The sequence below is a fragment of the Nonomuraea glycinis genome, assembly GCF_035920485.1.
Taxonomy (GTDB): Bacteria; Actinomycetota; Actinomycetes; order Streptosporangiales; family Streptosporangiaceae; genus Nonomuraea; species Nonomuraea glycinis.
The window spans coordinates 7597434-7615138 of the sequence record NZ_CP109166.1; the positions used below are offsets into that span (position 1 = coordinate 7597434).

The following is a 17705-nucleotide window of genomic DNA, read 5'->3' on the forward strand; positions in this document are numbered from 1 at the left end:
GCGTACAACGTACCCAGTGGAGGGGTCATGGCTGATCCGATCGTGGTCGCCGAAGGGCTGCGCAAGTCCTTCGGCGACACCCATGCCTTACGAGGGCTGGACCTGAGCGTTCCGAGAGGGACGGTCTGCGGCGTGCTGGGGCCCAACGGCGCGGGGAAGACGACCGCGGTGCGCATCCTGGCGACCTTGTCCGACCCCGATGCCGGGCACGCCCGCATCGCCGGATACGACGTCGTCCGCGAGGCCGGCCAGGTGCGCGCCAGGATCGGGCTCGCGGGCCAGCACGCCGCCGTGGACGAGAAGCTCACCGGCCGTGGCAACCTGCGCATGTTCGGGCGCCTGTCCCATCTGTCCCGGCGCGAGGCGCACCGGCGGGCCGACGAGCTGCTCGAACGCTTCGGCCTGATGGACGCCGCCGATCGGCAGGTCACCGGCTACTCCGGCGGCATGCGGCGCCGCCTCGACCTGATCACCAGCCTCATCCTGCGCCCCGAGGTGCTCTTCCTGGACGAGCCGACCACCGGTCTGGACCCGCGCAGCCGCAGCGAGATCTGGGACCACGTCCGCGAGCTGGTGGCGGACGGCACCACCGTGCTGCTCACCACGCAGTACCTGGACGAGGCCGACCAACTCGCCGACGACATCGCCGTCGTCGACCACGGACAGGTGATCGCCACCGGCACGCCCGACGAGCTGAAGGCCACCATCGGCGACCGCCTCGACGTCGTCCTCGAAGACCCCGCCACCCTGCGCCCGGCGGCGACCGTACTGAAAGCCCTGGCCGGGACCGATCCCACGACGACCGGCGCCGACCGGCTCAGCGTCGCCCTGCCGGGCGGCGGCCTCCGGCTCGCCGGCATCGTGCGCGAGCTCGACCGCGCCGGGGTCGCCGCGGCCGACGTGCGGCTGCGCCGCCCCACCCTCGACGAGGTGTTCCTGCGCCTCACCGACCGGAAGGAGCTCGTCCGATGACCGGCCTCGCCCCGCCGCTGGACCGCCTGCGATGGACGTTCACCGACGGGCTGACCCTGGTCGGCCGCGAGCTGGGACGGCTGCGGCACGATCCCGGCGAACTCGTCGCGGCGCTGATCTTCCCGGCCGTCATGGTGGTGCTGTTCGGGTACGTCTTCGGCAGCGCGATCCAGGTGCCGGACGGCGGCGACTACCGCGAGTACCTCATGCCCGGCCTGTTCGCGATGGTGTCCTTCTCCGCGCTGCTGGGGGTCATGACACGGACGGCCGCCGACGCCTCCCGCGGGGTGATGGACCGGTTCCGCTCCATGCCGATGGCGCGCTCGGCGGTGCCGTTCGGGCAGACCGGCGCCGACCTGCTGACCGGCCTGCTGATGCTGGCCATCATGGTGGGCGCGGGCCTGCTGGTCGGCTGGCAGCCGCACCGCGGCCTGATCCCCGCGGCCCAGGCGTTCCTGCTGATGGTCGTGCTGCGGTACGCGCTGAGCTGGGTGGGCGTCTACGTGGGCCTGGTGGTGAAGAACGACCAGGTCGCGGACGCGATGGTGCCGCTGGGCCTGCCGTTCACGATGCTGTCGAACGCGTTCGTCCCGACCGGCGGCATGCCGGGCTGGCTGCGCTTCCTCGCCGACTGGAACCCGGTGAGCGCGCTCACCGCCGCCTCCCGGGAGCTGTTCGGCAACCCGGGCGCCCCGTCCGGGGACGTGGCCTGGCCACTCGCGCACCCGGTGGCCGCTGTCCTGCTCTGGTCGGCCGCACTGCTGGTGATCTTCGTCCCGCTGTCGCTCCGCGCCTACCAGCGCAGAGGACGCTGAACGCTCCAGGCATCTGCGGACCGTGTGTCCTCCGCCGAGAGGCGTCAGAATGACGTGAACATCGTCGTGGGACCACGACTGCTGGCTCTTCGCCGCCGACCCGGCCGTTGGCCCGGGTGACGTCCTCGGTGGCGCGCAGCAGGTTGTGCCCGATGGTGGGTGGCGCGTCGACGAGGACGACACCCTGGCGGGTGGTCAGGAACATGGCCTGGTAGGAGGAGTCGGTGACCCAGTGCAGGTCGCCGTCGATCCGGCCGACGAAGTAGCCCTTGTGGTTGAGCGCCGGGCCTTTCGACGCCTCGGGGATGGGCGCGTAGCCGGGGGAGGGCGCTGAATGCCGGCGCCTCGCCGGTCCTGAGCAGGCTGGCGGCCATCAGGGCGGTGCGTGGGGGCTTTCGGTTCGGCGTCGGGTCAGTTCTTCTTGAGGAAGCGCAGGAGTGTGCGGGTGAGCTGTTCGGGCTGCTCCTCGAAGATCCAGTGACCGGAGTTCTCGATGATGATCCCGGTCACGTCTCTGGCGTACCGGCGGACTTGGGTGGGGACGAAGCCACCGAGGCTGCCGCGGGCGCCGATGGCGAGCACGGGCATGGTGAGCTTCTTCGTGCGGTATGCGCTGTTGTCGGCGACGTCCTTGGGAAGGGCGCGGAACCATTCGAAACTCGCGCGCAGGTGGGCGTCATCGCGCAGGTGTCGGGCGTACTCGCGGACCTGTTCGTCGCTGACGCCGTTCTTCTTGACTTCGAGGGAGTCGACGAAGCGTTCCACCCATTGCTCTTCCCTGCCGTTCACCATGCGCTCGGGCAGGCCGTTGGTGAGGCTGAAGTAGCCGAAGTTCCAGAAGCCCGGTCCCTTCGCTGTGAGGGCGGGGAAGGTGTAGAGGGTCTTGTCGGGGATGGGTGCCTCGCTGAGGACCAGCTTGGTGACGTCGCCGGGGTGGGCGGCGGCGTAGGCGTAGGCGACCATCGTGCCGATGTCGTGCCCCACGAGCCTGATGTGCCGCTTGAGGCCGAGTGTGGTCAGCAACCCGTGCAGGTCAGCGGCGAGGGTCTTCTTGTCGTAGCCACTGGCGGGTGCGTCGCTTTTTCCTGCTCCGCGTAGATCCGGCGCGATGACCGTGTAGTGCTTGGCGAGTTCGGGCAGGACTTCGCGCCAGGTGTACCAGGTTTGCGGGTATCCGTGCAGCAGGACCAGCGTCGGCCCGTGTCCACCGCGCACGTAGTTGATCGCGACGTCGCCGACCTGGACTCTCGTCTCGCGGAAACCTGCCGGAACGCGCGGCTCGAAGCCGGTCTTCGACCGCGCCTTGGAGGCGATGGCTGTGATGTGCGCCGGTGCGGCCTGAGCGGAGGCGGCAGGGGTGAGGTAGGTGAGCATGCCGATCATCGCGATCGGGATGACGACGCCGGGGCGTCGCAGGCGGTTGGCCGGGAGCCCCGGCATCGCTGCGTTCATGGCGCAAACCGTAGAAACCGGCTTGCTCGCCGGGCGAGCGTCACCTGACTGCGTCACCGAGCGCAACGTGACTGCAGGCCGGGTTCCGCACGCTCAACGCTCTGCGCTGAGTCCGAGAATGTGCCATCGACCCCGGCACACCGGCCCGCTCCTGCCCTGAGGGCAAGCTCGCTGGACGGGACTCTGCGTACAAGCGATCATTGCTTTATATGCCAGTAAACCAGCCAGTAAGAGCACTTTTCGGGCGGGAGTCTGAACAGCGGCGTCTCGGCGAGTTCGTGGACGGCGTCCGCACGAGCGGCGGGGCGATGCTGGTGCGCGGCGAGGCGGGGATCGGGAAGTCGGCCCTGTTGCTGGATGCGGCGGGGATCGCGGCCGCGCGTGGCATGCGGGTCCTGCGGACGACCGGTGTGGAATCAGAGACGCACATGCCCTTCGCCGGGCTGCATCAGATGCTGCTTCCGCTTCGTACCGAGATCGGGGAACTGCCCGCCCCGCAGCGCGACGCGCTGGGAGCGGCGTTCGGCTTGACCGACGCCCGGGTGCCCGACCCGTTCCTCATCGCCCTGGCCGCACTGAACCTTCTCGGGGAAGCCGCGGCCCGCTCGCCCGTCCTGCTCCTGGTCGAGGACGCTCAGTGGCTGGATCGCGCCAGCGCCGACGTGCTCGCGTTCGTCGCGCGGCGGCTGGACTCCGAGCCGATCGTGCTGCTGGCCGCGATACGCGACGGTTTCCCGAGTCCCCTGGATGGGGCGGGGCTGCAGGAGTTGCTTCTCGATCGGCTCGATGGCGCCGCCGCGACCGCTTTGCTGGACGCCTACAGCCCCGCCCTGGCGCCGACGGTGCGCGCACAGTTGCTGCGGGAGGCCGCGGGAAACCCGCTGGCCCTGGTCGAACTGCCGATCGCCGCAGAAAGGCAGGACGGGCGAGGGCCCCTGCCGCCGGGGTGGCTCCCACTGACCACCCGGCTGGAACAGACCTTCACCGCCCGCATGTCGGGGTTGCCGCCGACCCTTCGGACCCTGCTGCTGGTGGCCGCGCTCAACGACAGCACCGCCCTTTCCGAGACTCTCGACGCCACCGCGGTGATCACCGGTGCTCCGGTCACGGCCGACGATCTGGCTCCCGCTGTCACCGTACGGCTGGTGGACGTGCACGAAGCCGGAGTGTCGTTCCGGCACCCGCTCATGCGCTCGGCGATCTACCAGGGGGCGAGCATCTCCCAGCGGCACGCGGTGCACGCCGCCTTGGCCGACGTCCTCACCGGCCGGCCGGACCGTCGCCTCTGGCACCGCGCGGCGTCCACCCCCAGGCCGGATGAGACCATCGCCGCCGAGTTGGAGGCCACGGCCCGAAGCGTGCGACGACGGGGCGACCTGTTGTCGGCCGTCGCGGCGCTGGAGCACGCGGTCAGGCTCAGCGAGAATCCCGCTCACCGGAGTGAACGGCTGGTACGGGCCGCCGAGCACGCGGCCGAGATGGGACGGCGCGATATCGTCGTGCGGCTGCTGGGCGAATGCGAGCGGCTGCAGTTGTCGGGCCGGCAGCAGGCCCGCATCGTGTGCATCCGCGAGAGCTTCGAGGACGGCATCCGTGACGACAGCGCGGCAGCGCACTCACTGGCCGATCTCGCCGAGACGATGGCGGCGCAAGGGGACGTCGATCTCGCGCTGAAGCTCCTGTCCAGTGCGTCCTTGCGATGTTTCTGGGCTCATGCCGACGAGCGGTCGCGGCAACGCGTCGTCACCGTGGCCGAGGGCCTGCCCGTCGACGATCTGGACGGGCGGTTGCTGACGGTCCTGGCGTTCGCGGCTCCGATCGAGCGTGGCAAGGTCGTGATCGAGCGATTACGCCATCTGGCCGCCCACCCGACCGGCGGCCGGCCGGCGGCCCGCCTGCTCGGCAGCTCGGCGCTGATGGTGGGGGCGTTCGACCTGTCGGAGGAATTCTGCGCCGCGTCGCTGCCGGCCCTGCGCGCGCAGGGCCGGCTCAGCCTCCTGGCACGAGACCTCGGGGCACAGGCGTGGAGCGCGGCCCGGCTGGCCGACCTGGGCGTGGCCATCCCCGCGGCCGAGGAGGCCGCCCGTCTGGCGCACGAGACATCCCAGCCGCTGATGTACGCCATCGCTCAGGCCTCGGGCGCGATGCTCGCGGCGCTACGCGGCGAACAGGGTCGTGTGGAGAGCCTCGCGGTGGCGGCCGAGCAGGTGGCCCTGCCCATCGGAGCCCGTCCCGTGCTGGCCACGGTACAGCTCGCGCGCGGGTTCGCCGCGCTGGGCGAGGGACGTTACGCCGACGCCTTCGACCATCTGCGGCGCATGCACGACCCCGCCGATCCGGCCTTCCACCTGGCCCTGCGCTGCTTTTCCTTGGCCGAACTCGCGGATGCCGCGGTGCACAGCGGTCAAGGTCGCGCGGTGGCCGGCATCATCGAGGAACTGGAGGCGGTGGCGCTCACCACGCCGTCGCCGTCCTTGCACGCCGACCTGCGCTACGCCCGGGCCGTCCTGGCCGATGAGGCGGCGGCAGGGCCCTTCTTCGACGCCGCGCTCGGGGCCGACCTGCGGCGATGGCCTTTCGTCCGGGCTCGGGTGCAGCTGGCCTACGGTGAATGGCTGCGGCGTCAGCGGCGTACGGCCGAGTCGCGGGCGCCCTTGCGTATGGCTCGCGAGACGTTCGACGCCTTGGGGGTGATCCCCTGGAGCGAGCGAGCGCGCCAGGAGTTGCGGGCCTCCGGCGAGAGCAGCCGCAGGCGCAGCAGTGAAGCGCGCGACGTGCTGACGGCGCAGGAACTGCAGATCGCCCAGATGGCGGCCGATGGCCTGACGAACCGGGAGATCGGCGAGAAGCTCTATCTGTCTCATCGAACCGTCAGTTCCCACCTTTACAGGATCTTCCCCAAGCTGGGGATCACCTCGCGATCGGCGTTGAGCACAGCCCTGCGCGTATCAGTCTGACCTCATCGCTTCGCTCGGGTGACGCTCGGTGACACAGTCATATGACGCTCGCGGGGGACGCGGAAGGCTTCCTACGGTGAGGCCATGACCACAGCGAGCTCTTTTCAGAACGGCAGCACGCCGACCGTCGTGCTGGTCCACGGTGCCTTCACGGACGCGTCGAGCTGGGCGGGCGTGATCGCCGAGCTCCAGGATTCCGGGATCCCCGTGATCGCGGTGGCCAACCCGCTGCGCGGACCGGCGACTGACGCCGCCTACCTCGGCGGCGTCGTCGCCGCGATCGACGGCCCGGTCCTGCTGGTGGGTCACTCCTACGGCGGTGTGGTCATCACCCGGGCCGCGGCCCAGCCGGGCAACGTGGTCGGGCTGGTCTACGTGGCCGCTTTCGCCTTGGAGGCAGGGGAGAGCGTGCTGGACATCACGGGCCGATTCCCCGACAGCCTGCTGGGCCCGGCGCTGCGGCCGGCCGTCTTGCGCACAGGCAAGGGAGAGGAGGCCGTGGAGCTGTACCTCAAGGACGACCAGTTTCCGGCTGTGTTCGGCGCCGACTTGCCTGAGCGCCTCACCTCGGTGGCGGCCGTCGCGCAGCGCCCCATCGCGGCTGTGGCGTTCGAGGAGAGCTCTCCCGCCGCGAGCTGGAAGAGCCTGCCGTCCTGGTACGTCGTGGCGACCGCCGACCAGGCGATCCATCCCGCCGCACAACGTTTCATGGCCCGGCGCGCCGGGGCCGACACCGTCGAGGTCGACGCCTCACACGCGATCACGTTGTCGCAACCGGCAGCCGTGGCCGGCCACATCCGCACCGCCGCGACCGCGACCCAGGCGGCCAAGCACACCCATTAGGAGCAACCGATGAGCGCACCGACCATTCCCGTCATCTTCATCCACGGCCTGTGGCTGCACGCCACCTCCTGGTCCTCCTGGACCGAGCTGTTCACGACCGCCGGCTACGACGCGACGGCCCCCGGCTGGCCGGGCGACAGCGAAAGCGTGGAACTGTCCCGAAAAGACCCCGAAAGCATCGCCGACCACGGCATCGACGACGTCGTCGCCCACTACACGGAGATCATCAACGCTCTGGACGTCAAGCCGATCCTGATCGGCCACTCCTTCGGTGGCATGATCGCCGAGAAGCTGCTCGGGCAGGACCTGGCCAGAGCCGCCATCGCGATCGACGCCGCACAGATCAAGGGGGTGCTGCCGCTGCCGCTGTCGGCGCTGCGCTCGACCCTGCCCGTGTTCAAGAACCCGGCCAACAAGCACCGGGCCGTCTCGCTCACCCTCGACCAGTTCACCTACGCGTTCGGCAACGCCATCCCGGCTCAGGAAGCCGCCGAACTGTACGAACGCTGGACCATCCCCGCGCCGGGCAAGCCGCTGTTCGAGGCCGCCGCCGCCAACTTCTCCCCCCACTCGCCCGCCAAGGTCGACACGGGCAACAACACTCGGGGACCGCTGCTCCTGATCGCCGGCGGCAAGGACCACACGGTCCCGGAGACCGTCACCAAGGCGACCCTCAAGCAGTACCGGGACTCCACCGCGATCACCGACTTCCAGGACTTCCCCGACCGCGGCCACTCCCTGACCATCGACCACGGCTGGCGTGAGGTCGCCGACGCCTGCCTGACCTGGCTCACCAGGAACGACCTTCAGACGCGCTGAAAGCGATCCGCAGCGTTGATCACTGTCACCGGTCAACGCTGCCCGCGCGGGCCCGTTCGGAGTCGTGATCACGTGGCCGGAAAAGGGTTGGACGGGATGATGCTCGGGCTTGTAGCTTGCGGGTGACCGTGACACCGCCCGAGGAGGTGAGACCCATGAACGCTGTATCGATGTGGGTGCTCCCCCTTCCCGTCACGGCCGGGCGATTGACGTAGGTGTCGCCGGGAGCGCCTCGCCAGGCACTCCCGAAAGGCACCACCTATGCACTCTCAGCAGGTCACCTTCGATGTGATCATCGCCGGCTGCGGGCCGACCGGCGCGATGCTGGCCGCCGAACTGCGGCTGCACGATGTACGGGTACTCGTTCTGGAGAAGGAGACCGAGCCTTCGTCGTTCGTCCGCATCGTCGCTCTGCACATGCGCAGTCTCGAGCTGATGGCGATGCGCGGACTGCTGGATCGCATGCTCCGGCACGGAAGACAGCGTCCGGCCGGCGGCCTGTTCGCCGCCATTCCCCGACCCGCGCCCAGGAGCCTGGACTCCGCGTACGCCTATCTGCTGGGCATCCCGCAGCCGGTCATCGAACGTCTGCTGGAAGAGCATGCCATCGACCTGGGCGCCCAGGTCCGGCGCGGTTGCGCGGTCGCCGGTCTCGAGCAGGACGACGAGGGGGTGACCGTCGAGCTGGCCGACGGGGAACGGCTGCGCTCGCGCTACCTCGTCGGCTGTGACGGCGGGCGCAGTACGGTGCGCAAACTGCTCGGTGTCGGCTTCCCCGGCGAGCCCGCACGGACCGAGACGCTGATGGGCGAGATGGAAGTGGGCGTGCCGCAGGAGGAGATCGCCGCCAAGGTGACCGAGATCCGCGCGACCCAGCACCGGTTCTGGCTCCGGCCCTTCGGCGAAGGGGCCTACAGCGTCTTGGTCCCCGCCGAAGGAGTCAGCGACCGCGCGGAACCGCCCACCCTCGAAGATTTCAGGCGACAGCTGCGCGCCATCGCCGGCACCGATTTCGGCGTGCACTCCCCGCGCTGGTTGTCCCGCTTCGGAGACGCCACCCGGCTGGCCGAACGGTACCGGGCCGGGCGGGTGCTGCTGGCCGGCGACGCGGCACACATCCATCCGCCCATCGGCGGGCAGGGCCTCAACCTGGGCGTCCAGGACGCGGTCAACCTCGGCTGGAAACTGGCCGCCCAGGTCCGCGGCTGGGCGCCGGAAACCCTGCTGGACACCTACCACGCCGAACGTCATCCGGTCGCCGCGGACGTGCTGGACAACACCCGCGCCCAGACGGAGCTGCTGTCCGCCGAACCGGGCCCCCAGGCCGTGCGCAGGTTGCTCACCGAGCTGATGGACTTCGACGAGGTGAACCGCCATCTGATCGAGAAGATCACCGCGATCGGCGTCCGCTACGACTTCGGCGACGGCCCCGACCTGCTCGGCCGCCGCCTGCGCGACATCGACGTGCGACAGGGCCGCCTCTACGGTCTGCTGCGTCGCGGCCGCGGCCTGCTGCTGGACCGCACCGGACGCCTGACCGCCGGCGGCTGGTCGGACCGGGTCGACCACCTCGCCGATCCTGCCGCGGAACTGGACGTCCCGTGCGTCCTGTTACGCCCCGACGGCCACGTCGCCTGGATCGGCGACGACCAGCGGGACCTGGACGACCACCTCTTTCGCTGGTTCGGCAGGTCCGCCACCGGAACGCGTCCGGGCGGGGAGGTCGTACCTGTCAGCGATCGGTGGTCACCGTGACGATGCCCCGGTAGGCGTCGACGGTGACCCGGTCGCCGGTGCGGATGGTCGCCACGGGGTCCTGGTCGAGCTGGGAGACGGCCGGGACCCGGGTGACCACCGCGCCCAGCGCCGATTTGGTGGACAGCGTGCTGAACACCATCGCCAGCGGGGCGGTGCCGAGCAGGCGGGTGCTCTGGAAGAAGGCGGACCATCCCGAGGAGCCCTTGGCGCCCGGGAAGACCAGCACCTTCCCGGTGAAGCAGACCCCGTAGAGTTCGTGGCGGCGCTCGATGATGGTGCCGGTGGCGGGGTCGATGCCGCCCCAGCCTGAGATGGTCTCGTGCGAGACCAGGGCCTCGCCCTCGGCATGGCCGGGCACGATGCCGCGCCCTCGGAGTTCGATGATCACTTCAGTTCCCCTCGCCAGGTTCCGGTGACGGCCGCCTCGACACAGTCCTCCAGGGTTCCGTACCAGGCTTCGATGCCCAGGATCGCGGGCAGGTAGTGCGCCTGCTTGGCCGAGTCGGTGGCGAACACCCGGGTGCCCTCGGGCGCGGACTTGGACATGGCCGGGCACGAGTCGGTCAGCAGCCGGCCGCCCGCCTTGTGGATGATCTCGGTGTATCCGTTGCGGTCCGCGACGGTGCGCAGCGCACGCGGGGTCATCATCCACAGCTCGGTGCCCGGGTTGAGCTTCTTGCCGTCGAGCGCGCGAGCCGCCCTGGCGATCTGGTCGAGCGAGGCGTGCGGGCAGCCGAGCAGGATGAAGTCGACGTCGGCGGACTCGCCCTGGTCGTTGAGCCGCTGGTAGACCGCGCGGCGCTCGCGCTCGCCGTACACGATTTTCTCCGGGATCGCCCGCCCGCCGAACGCGGCCTCCAGCGTCGCCGCCTCGGGGGTGATGCCGGGAATGTGATAGATCTCCACGCCGCCCGACGAGGCCGTGGCCGCGCCGAAGTGCTTGAGGTCGGCCAGGTCGGGCCGGCGGAGGTCGCCGGTGACGACCGGCCGGTTCTCCTGTACGACGTCCCCGACGAAGTAGCCGAACATGCCCCAGTCGAGGAATCCGTCGACGGGTACGGCGGACTCGATCAGGTGGGTGCCGTGGCGGTTCTCCGGCAGGTGGTTCCCCCAGCAGGGAATCTTCCCCGTCAGGCTCGCCGCCCCCGTCGAGGCCGTGCCTTCGCAGTTGGTGCGGGCACCGAGCACGGAGTTGCAGTAGACCACCGCCGACGACTCCATCCAGGCGCAGTGCTCACCGCGCACCGGAAGGTTGCCCACCTGGTACGGCGTGCAGGTGGCCAGGATGTTGACCCCGTGCGCCCCGTAGAACGACTCGGCGTCCGCCTGGAGCTCGATCATGCCCGGCGGGTACGGCGCCACCCCCAGCGCGTCCTCGCCGAACCCCTGCTGCAGCTGACAGGTGGGCACGCGCATGGGCGGGATCTCGACGTCGTCGTCGCTGTCGAGGTTGAGCACCGAGAACGCCTTGTTCCAGCCGCCCTCGCGGACCAGCTTGGCCTTCACCGGCGACGGCTGCGTCATGGTCCCGGCGACGTTGCGGATGTCGCAGAGACGCTCGGCGCCGAGCGCCTCGCCGTAGCGGACCAGCAGGTCCATCGCGGCGGCGACCGCCGGCCCTTCGGCGCCGTCCAGCATCGCCTTCTCGTCGTCCGCCAGTCTCACGGGTGCCCTCCTAGTCGTCGAGGTTGTCGTGCAGCCGGCCGCGCAGCTCGGCCTGGTCGATCTCCTGGACGCTGCCGTCACGGGCGAGGTCGAGCACGTGCGCCGCGGCGTGTCCCGTCGCCGCGCAGGGGCCCATCACCCGGACGCTCGACAGGGCGGCGGCGTCGCCGTCCACACAGCGGCCCACGGCGACGAGGTTGTGCGCGCCCAGGGGGATCAGGCTGCGCAGCGGGACGTAATGGACGTGATCGGCGTCGAACACCTCCCACACGTATCCTTCGACCCGGTCGTGCAACTCGATGGGCCAGGCCGTACGGGCGACCGCGTCCTCGAAGCGGAAGCCGGTGCGGACCTCGTCCGCCGAGAGCTGGTGGAGGGCGGCGATCCAGCGGGTCTGCCGGCGGCCCGGGAAGCCGTACATGCGCACCTTCGCCGCGCCGAACGCCTTCGGGAACTCCTTGCGCAGGAACTCCACGACGCGGTCGGCCTGGGCCCGTCCCTCGATCTGCGCGCTGGAGGCCCGGACCGCCTCCAGCGGCGCCTCGACGTGCGTCATGTTCATCACCGCCGTGTTCCGGCCGGGGAAGAAGAACGCCAGGCCGTCCCGCCGGACCAGGCCGTACTCGGTCGCCTTCTCCTCGACCCGGGCGACCAGCTCGGCGGGGTCGGGCTTGAATTCCTCACGCAGGTTCTCCAGCCGGATCTGCTGCGACCCCCAGACGGTACGCTCGGGCACCCGGCAGGCCAGGCCGGCCTCCCAGGTGAGCGAGGCGTCGCCGCTGGCGTCGACGAAGCCGTTCGCCCGTACGCGGACCTGGCCGTGCCGGGTGGCGAAGGTGGTGGCCTCGATCCGGCCGTCACTCGCCTCGACGTTGAGCACCGACGCGCCGAGGACGACCTGGATGCCCAGCGCGTGCACCAGATTCTCCACCCACCGGCCGAGCACCACCTCGTCGTACGCCACGGTGATCGTGTGGCCTTTGTTGAAGTGGATGTCGTTGGTCCTGCCCAGGTCCGCGAACATCGGGTCGAAGATCCCGTGGGTGAGCCGGCGGTACTCCGGTCCGTTGCCGTACACGCCGCAGAACAGCCCGATGAGCGAGTTCACGCACTGGCCGCCGAGAACCGGCAGGGCGTCGGCGAGGACGACGGATCGGCCGAGCCGCCGCGCCTCCACGGCGGCGGACAGGCCGGAGATGCCGGCCCCGACGACGCAGATGTCGGCGGTCAGCTCCTCGGCCGGATCACCGACCGGCTTGGTGACGGTGTTGATCTTAAGCTCGGTGAGCTCGTGCGGCATTCCTTCTCCTGAAGGTTTCGACGCGGCGTGGACAGGTCAGGGGCGGGTCGTGGGGAGGTCGTTGCCGCGGAGCGTCGCGCCGCGGGGGAGCGGCTCGACCGAACGCGCGTAGACGGGAAGCCAGCCGGATCTCCCGCCGGGGACCTGATGCCGGGCCCGGTTCGCGTGGCGCCGGGCCAGCTCCGCGCCGTCGACGAGGAGGTCGGCGCGGCGGGCGCGCAGGTCGATCGAGATCCGGTCGCCGTCCGCCACCACGCCGAGCGGCCCCGGCAGCACGCCTTCGGGCGAGACCTCGCCGACGACGATGCCCTTGTTGACCAGGCCGGACAGTTGCCCGTCGGTCACCACGGCGACCTGCTCGGTCAGGCCGGCCCCGTTGAGCGCGAAGACGGTCTGGGAGGCCATGCCCATGCCGGGTGTGCCCACCGGGCCGACCCCGCGCAGGACCAGGACGTCACCGGGCCGTACCACGCCGCCCTCGATGGCGGCGATGGCCGACAGGGCGTCGTCGAAGACGCGGGCGGTGCCCTCGAACGTCGGGGGCCGGTCCTCGGTGACCGACAGCTTCACGATGGCCGTGTCGGGTGCGAGCGAGCCGCGTACCACCACCACGGTCGGATGGCCGGCGCGCGGATCGCTCAGCGGCCGGATGATCCGCTCGTCCTTCACCACCGCACGGGCCACCCTGTCCCCGGTCGTTTCCCCGGTGACGGTGACCGCCTCACCGGCGAGAGCGTCGCCGAGCTGCTTGAGGACCGCGAGGGCGCCGCCGGCGTCCTCGAACTCCTCGATGGTGTCCTCGCCGTTGGGCCGTACGGCGGACAACGGCCTGATCGTGTCGGCATATTTCTCGAAAAGTCGGTATACGTCGACCTCGGAGTCCGCCTCGCGGGCGATCGCCTGCAGGTGTTTGACGCAGTTGATCGAGCCGCTGACCGCGAGAACCGCCATCACCGCGTTCGCGAACGCGGCCGGCGTCAGGATCGAACGCGGCCGGCGGCCCGCGAGGACCGCCCCGACGATCGCCGCGCCGCTCGCCTCGACGGCCCGCCACATCGGCTCGCTGTTCGCCCGTACCGGCGCCGAGCCCGGCAGGGTCATGCCGAGCGCCTCGGCGACGACGTGCATGGAGTTCGCGGTGCCCATGCCGGTGCACACGCCGGGCCCGGTGATCGCGCGGGCGCTCAGGTCGCACAGGCCGTCGAAGGTGATCCCGCCGAACTTGAGCCCGCCCGCGCGCAGGAACACCTCCTCGATGTCCACCCGCTCACCCGTGTCGAGCGTCCCGCAGCTCTGGTAGCCGCAGGACAGGATCAGGGCCGGTACGTCGAGCCGGGCCGCGGCCATCAACTGGCCGGGGGTCGTCTTGTCGCACGAGGCCAGGCAGACCATGCCGTCGAGCTGGGCGCCCTCGACGACGGCCTCGATGTCGTTGGCGAGCAGGTCGCGGCTGGACAGGACGTAGCCGCCGCTCGCGCCCGCGCTCATGATGAAGTCCGTCGGCGCGACCGTACGGATCTCGAACGCCACCCCGCCGGCCGCCTCGACCGATCGCTTGACCGCGGCGGCGATGGGATCCAGGTGGCTGAAGCACGGAGCCAGCCCGGACGAGGAGTTCACGATCGCGATCTTGGGCTTGGTGAGATCCTCGTCGGTCAGGCCGAGCGCGCGCCATTGCGCACGTCTGGTGGCCCAGCGCGGACTGCCGACCGGGACTTCGCTGCGCAGCCGTGAGGGAGAAGCACTCTGGGCGGACATCCGGTTCCTCCAGGTCTGGGGCGGTCCCGCTCAGGTCTTGGGCAGGAGGCTGTTGTCGAACCAGGTGCCGGCGGTGCCCCCGGACTTGGCGGCTCCGGCGTCCGTGAGCTCTTTGTACCCGGCGGTCCAGGCCGACTCGTCGGTGACGAGCAGCGGCTTGCTCGGGTCCCCGCCGGTCCAGAGCTTCCGCATCATGGTCAGGCTCGCCTTGGCGATCTTGTCGTCGTCGAGGGTGGCGAAGGAGTACTTGCCGCGAAGCTGCTTGATGGTCTCGTCGAGTGACTCGTCGGCCACGATCGCCGCCAGCGCGTCGTGGATGCCCGCCATGAACGCCTTGAGGATCCCGGTGTCCTTCTTCGTGGCGTCCTTGGTGGTGACGTAGACCTGCGAGTCGGACTTGACGTACTGGGCGGGGTCGAAGATGCCGGCGTCGGGGTTCTGGGCGGCCAGGATGTTGGCGGTGTCGATGCTGACCACGTAGCCGGCGATGCGGCCCTGCTGCACCAGGTCGAACGTCCCGGGGGTGAGCCCGACGACCTGACGCTTGGTCTGCTTGGGGTCGAGCCCGGAGCTGGCCAGCACGAGCGAGACCACCTTGTCGCTGGTCCCGCCCTCGGACGGGACGCCCATCGTCTGGCCGACGAAGTCTTCGGGCTTCTCCAGCGGGTGTTTCTTCTTGCTGTAGACGAAGCGCAGGGACGAGCCCCGGGTGAGCGTACCGATGCTGACCAGCGGCTGGGCGGTGTCCGCGATCGCGGTCATGACGTCGATCTGCCCCAGACGGGTGATCGGCGAGATGCCCGCCAGCAGCGTCTGCATGGCCTGCGGTGATCCCTTGACCGGCTGCAGCGTCACCTCCAGCCCGTGCTTGGTGAAGTGACCGCCCGCGACCGCCAGCAATTCGGGCGTGAGCGACAGGGTTTCCAGCGGAAGATAGCTCAGAAACGTGGTCTTCATGCCGTCGCCGCTCGTACCGGCGGCATCCGAGCCGCACGCGGCCAGTAAGGAAGAGCCCGCAGCGGCGGCGGTCAACAGGAACAAGGACCTACGGTCCAGGGAGAACGAGGTGAACGCGTTGACGGGCACGATTCACTCCTAGATGCGGCCTGGCCGGCTCACAGCCCCCTAGCCGACCAAAATGAGACTCGCGCCACATCCCCGCAACAACTACCCGCCTTTCCGCATATCGGAAGGTATGTTCAGCGAGTTTGCTTCGCAGGCGCTCCGAGGGCCCGCGAGATCCCGCGCGCGGTGGCCTGGACCAGGTGCGGGAGGCTGGGTCCTGGCGACTCGACGTGCGGCACGATGAGGGAGAGCGCGGCGACGACGCTGTTGTCGGAGCCGTAGATGGGCGCGGCGACCGAGGCGTACTTCGGGCTGATCTGCCGGTCGCTGATCGCGTATTCGAACCGCCGGATGTCGGCGAGCGCCTGCCGCAGCTCGCGCCCGCTCGTGTAGGTCCGCGACGTGAACGCCACCAGCGGCCCGCCGATGATCTCCTCCTGCAGCTCGGCCGGCGCGTGCGCGAGCAGCACCAGTCCGACCGCGGTGGCGTGCAGGGCATAACGTCCGCCCACCCGAGGGCGATCACTGGCCACTTCCGGGCTGACGAACCGCTCAACGAACACGACCTGGTCCTGCTCGCGTACGGCGAGGTGCACGCCGCGGTGCGCCGTCTCGAAAAGATCCTGCATGAACGGCAGGGCGATGCGCTGCAGCCCCACGGACCGGGGGGAGAGGGCGGCCACCTCCCACAGCCGCAGCCCGACCCGGTAGTCACCGGCGTCATCGCGTTCGAGCGCGCCCCACTCCTGCAGCTCCCCGACGATGCGATGGGTCGTGGTGAGTGGCACACCGGACCGGCGACTGATCTCGGACAGGCTCAGGCCGCCCTCGGCGTCCTTGAAGATGTCCAGAATGTGTAGGGCACGGCGTAGAACCGACCGGCGCTCGTCCGCCATCTCCACCGCCTCTGGCATTCCCGCGATCTGGGCAGGTCAAAGGACCCGCTCCAGATTACCGGCCGGGCGGCCGCAAGCGTAGACGCCGATCGCCGGCGCTGCTCTCGCCCCACGGCGAAAGCGCAACGTGACTTCAGGTCACCGAGAACAACTTATTCAGATCGCTACCTTACCAGCGGAAAGGCATGCCCTAATTTCAGCGGGAGTATCGCAGCTTCCGCAGGAGCACACAATATCCGTGGCAAAGAATGCCAATCTTACATTATGCATTTCTAGCAGGCAGATGTCTTGTCAGGATGAGGCATTACGTCCCCTCAACCATCGATTCGACAGGAGTGCCGATGGGAAGATTACTGACCGCCATCGTCGTCGTGGCGGCCGCCGTCCTGTGTCTTTCCCCCTCCGTGGCTGGAGCGTCGACGCAGATGCTCGGCCCCAGCACGAACGTCTGCGCGAACGCCCCCATCCCCACCGGCTCGATGCCGACGGCCTACTTCGACTGGTACCAGTGCGGCCAGCCCGGCACCATCTACTACAACGCGAAAACCGTCCAGGTGATCAGCGACACCTCCTCCGGCGGCACGGTGACCACCTGCATCACGCCTCCGCCTCCGGCCGGGTTCTATGCCACGGCGCTGTCCTACTCCTTCAACTGTGAGATCAGCAAGACGCCCAACGGCGTCCTCAACAACCAGCAGACCCTCACCAACATCAACGGCCTGCCTTCCGGCCGTACCCTCATCATCTGCGGCGTCCAGTCGGCGCCGCCCGGCTGGACCGTCGTCGCCGTCGTGCAGACCTATTTGTGCGTGTACGCCCGGGGCGGCGGGGTCGGTGACAACGCCGTATCGATTCGCAAGCTCTGAGCCCGACGCGGTCACCGAGCCTGCCACCCCCGGCCGAGGAGGGTGTCAGGCTCGGCCGGATCAGGAGCCGCTGGAGGTCACGTCAGAAGCGGCCGACCTCGACGACGGCTTGGGCGAACGCCGACGGAGCCTCCTGCGGCAGGTTGTGGCCGACGTCCGTCAGCACGCGGTGTTCGTACACGCCGGTGAATCTGTCCCGGCGTCCTGGTCCCCGCGGCGGCCGTGGCCCTGCGCGAGTCCTACCCGAACATCGAACTGCACCTCGGCGACGCCCATCCCACGGCCGCCCGCCGGATGCTGCGCGAGGCGAACTGACCGTCGCGCGGCGCCGGATCCACCTGGCGGCGTTCGGCGAGCCGCCCGACCCGCCCGCCACCACCGCCTTCATCGCCGCCCTGCGCACCGCCCTCGACGGGCGCCGTCACGGCTGAGGCGGTTGTGCGGGCGCGCGGACTGTCCCGCGCCGTCGTACGGGGCGGGTCCGGGGTTTTGTCATGCCTGGCTTGCCTCTGCGATAGCTAGCAAGCTAGTTTGTGTTG

Annotated in this window: 14 protein-coding genes; 7 read left to right on the forward strand and 7 right to left on the reverse strand. The window is 69.9% G+C overall.

Translation table 11 applies throughout. The features are described from left to right. Positions 1 to 27 precede the first annotated feature (27 nt). Together OHA68_RS35695 and OHA68_RS35700 are read left to right on the forward strand one after the other, a co-directional pair. Entirely contained in the window at positions 28 to 972 is a 945-nt protein-coding gene (locus tag OHA68_RS35695) for an ATP-binding cassette domain-containing protein (protein WP_327104172.1), read from the forward strand. Beyond that, a complete protein-coding gene (locus OHA68_RS35700; protein ID WP_327104173.1) occupies positions 969 to 1787 on the forward strand; it encodes an ABC transporter permease in 819 nt (272 codons plus the stop codon). The genes OHA68_RS35695 and OHA68_RS35700 overlap by 4 nt, the downstream gene beginning before the upstream one ends. Before the next feature lie 411 nt (positions 1788 to 2198). Here OHA68_RS35700 and OHA68_RS35705 read toward each other — a convergent pair whose 3' ends face one another. Beyond that, positions 2199 to 3239 (reverse strand): alpha/beta fold hydrolase, encoded by a 1041-nt coding sequence (locus OHA68_RS35705; RefSeq protein ID WP_327104174.1) that lies wholly within the window; start codon positions 3237 to 3239, stop codon positions 2199 to 2201. A gap of 209 nt (positions 3240 to 3448) precedes the next feature. Here OHA68_RS35705 and OHA68_RS35710 point away from each other — a divergent pair, with 209 nt between their 5' ends. The 4 genes from OHA68_RS35710 to rox all read left to right on the forward strand — a co-directional run bounded on the left by OHA68_RS35710 (position 3449) and on the right by rox (position 9613). Further along, the gene (locus tag OHA68_RS35710) at positions 3449 to 6196 is read left to right on the forward strand and encodes an ATP-binding protein (RefSeq protein WP_327104175.1); all 2748 of its coding nucleotides are present in this window, start codon (positions 3449 to 3451) and stop codon (positions 6194 to 6196) included. Positions 6197 to 6280: 84 nt separating this feature from the next. Beyond that, positions 6281 to 7039 carry an alpha/beta fold hydrolase gene (locus OHA68_RS35715; protein WP_327104176.1) on the forward strand — a complete coding sequence of 253 codons (759 nt, stop codon included), beginning with the start codon at positions 6281 to 6283 and terminating at the stop codon, positions 7037 to 7039. A gap of 9 nt (positions 7040 to 7048) precedes the next feature. After that, a complete protein-coding gene (locus OHA68_RS35720) occupies positions 7049 to 7858 on the forward strand; it encodes an alpha/beta hydrolase (RefSeq protein ID WP_327104177.1) in 810 nt (269 codons plus the stop codon). 261 nt (positions 7859 to 8119) lie between these two features. Further along, positions 8120 to 9613 carry a rifampin monooxygenase gene (gene rox, locus OHA68_RS35725; RefSeq protein WP_327104178.1) on the forward strand — a complete coding sequence of 498 codons (1494 nt, stop codon included), beginning with the start codon at positions 8120 to 8122 and terminating at the stop codon, positions 9611 to 9613. Here rox and OHA68_RS35730 read toward each other — a convergent pair. The 6 genes from OHA68_RS35730 to OHA68_RS35755 form a co-directional block, all read right to left on the reverse strand. Next, positions 9591 to 10004 (reverse strand): aconitase X swivel domain-containing protein, encoded by a 414-nt coding sequence (locus tag OHA68_RS35730; RefSeq protein ID WP_327104179.1) that lies wholly within the window; start codon positions 10002 to 10004, stop codon positions 9591 to 9593. The genes rox and OHA68_RS35730 overlap by 23 nt on opposite strands. Further along, positions 10001 to 11281, reverse strand: a complete 1281-nt coding sequence (locus OHA68_RS35735; protein ID WP_189143107.1) for an aconitase X — start codon at positions 11279 to 11281, stop codon at positions 10001 to 10003. The genes OHA68_RS35730 and OHA68_RS35735 overlap by 4 nt, the downstream gene beginning before the upstream one ends. Before the next feature lie 10 nt (positions 11282 to 11291). After that, positions 11292 to 12581, reverse strand: a complete 1290-nt coding sequence (locus tag OHA68_RS35740) for an FAD-dependent oxidoreductase (RefSeq protein WP_327104180.1) — start codon at positions 12579 to 12581, stop codon at positions 11292 to 11294. Positions 12582 to 12617: 36 nt separating this feature from the next. After that, the gene (locus OHA68_RS35745; RefSeq protein ID WP_327104181.1) at positions 12618 to 14339 is read right to left on the reverse strand and encodes a dihydroxy-acid dehydratase; all 1722 of its coding nucleotides are present in this window, start codon (positions 14337 to 14339) and stop codon (positions 12618 to 12620) included. A 30-nt stretch (positions 14340 to 14369) separates the two neighbouring features. Beyond that, positions 14370 to 15425 carry an ABC transporter substrate-binding protein gene (locus tag OHA68_RS35750; RefSeq protein WP_327104182.1) on the reverse strand — a complete coding sequence of 352 codons (1056 nt, stop codon included), beginning with the start codon at positions 15423 to 15425 and terminating at the stop codon, positions 14370 to 14372. Between the two features lie 113 nt (positions 15426 to 15538). Beyond that, entirely contained in the window at positions 15539 to 16318 is a 780-nt protein-coding gene (locus OHA68_RS35755) for an IclR family transcriptional regulator (RefSeq protein ID WP_327104183.1), read from the reverse strand. A gap of 323 nt (positions 16319 to 16641) precedes the next feature. Between OHA68_RS35755 and OHA68_RS35760 the strand changes: the two genes are divergently transcribed. Continuing rightward, a complete protein-coding gene (locus tag OHA68_RS35760) occupies positions 16642 to 17166 on the forward strand; it encodes a hypothetical protein (RefSeq protein WP_327104184.1) in 525 nt (174 codons plus the stop codon). Positions 17167 to 17705 lie beyond the last annotated feature (539 nt).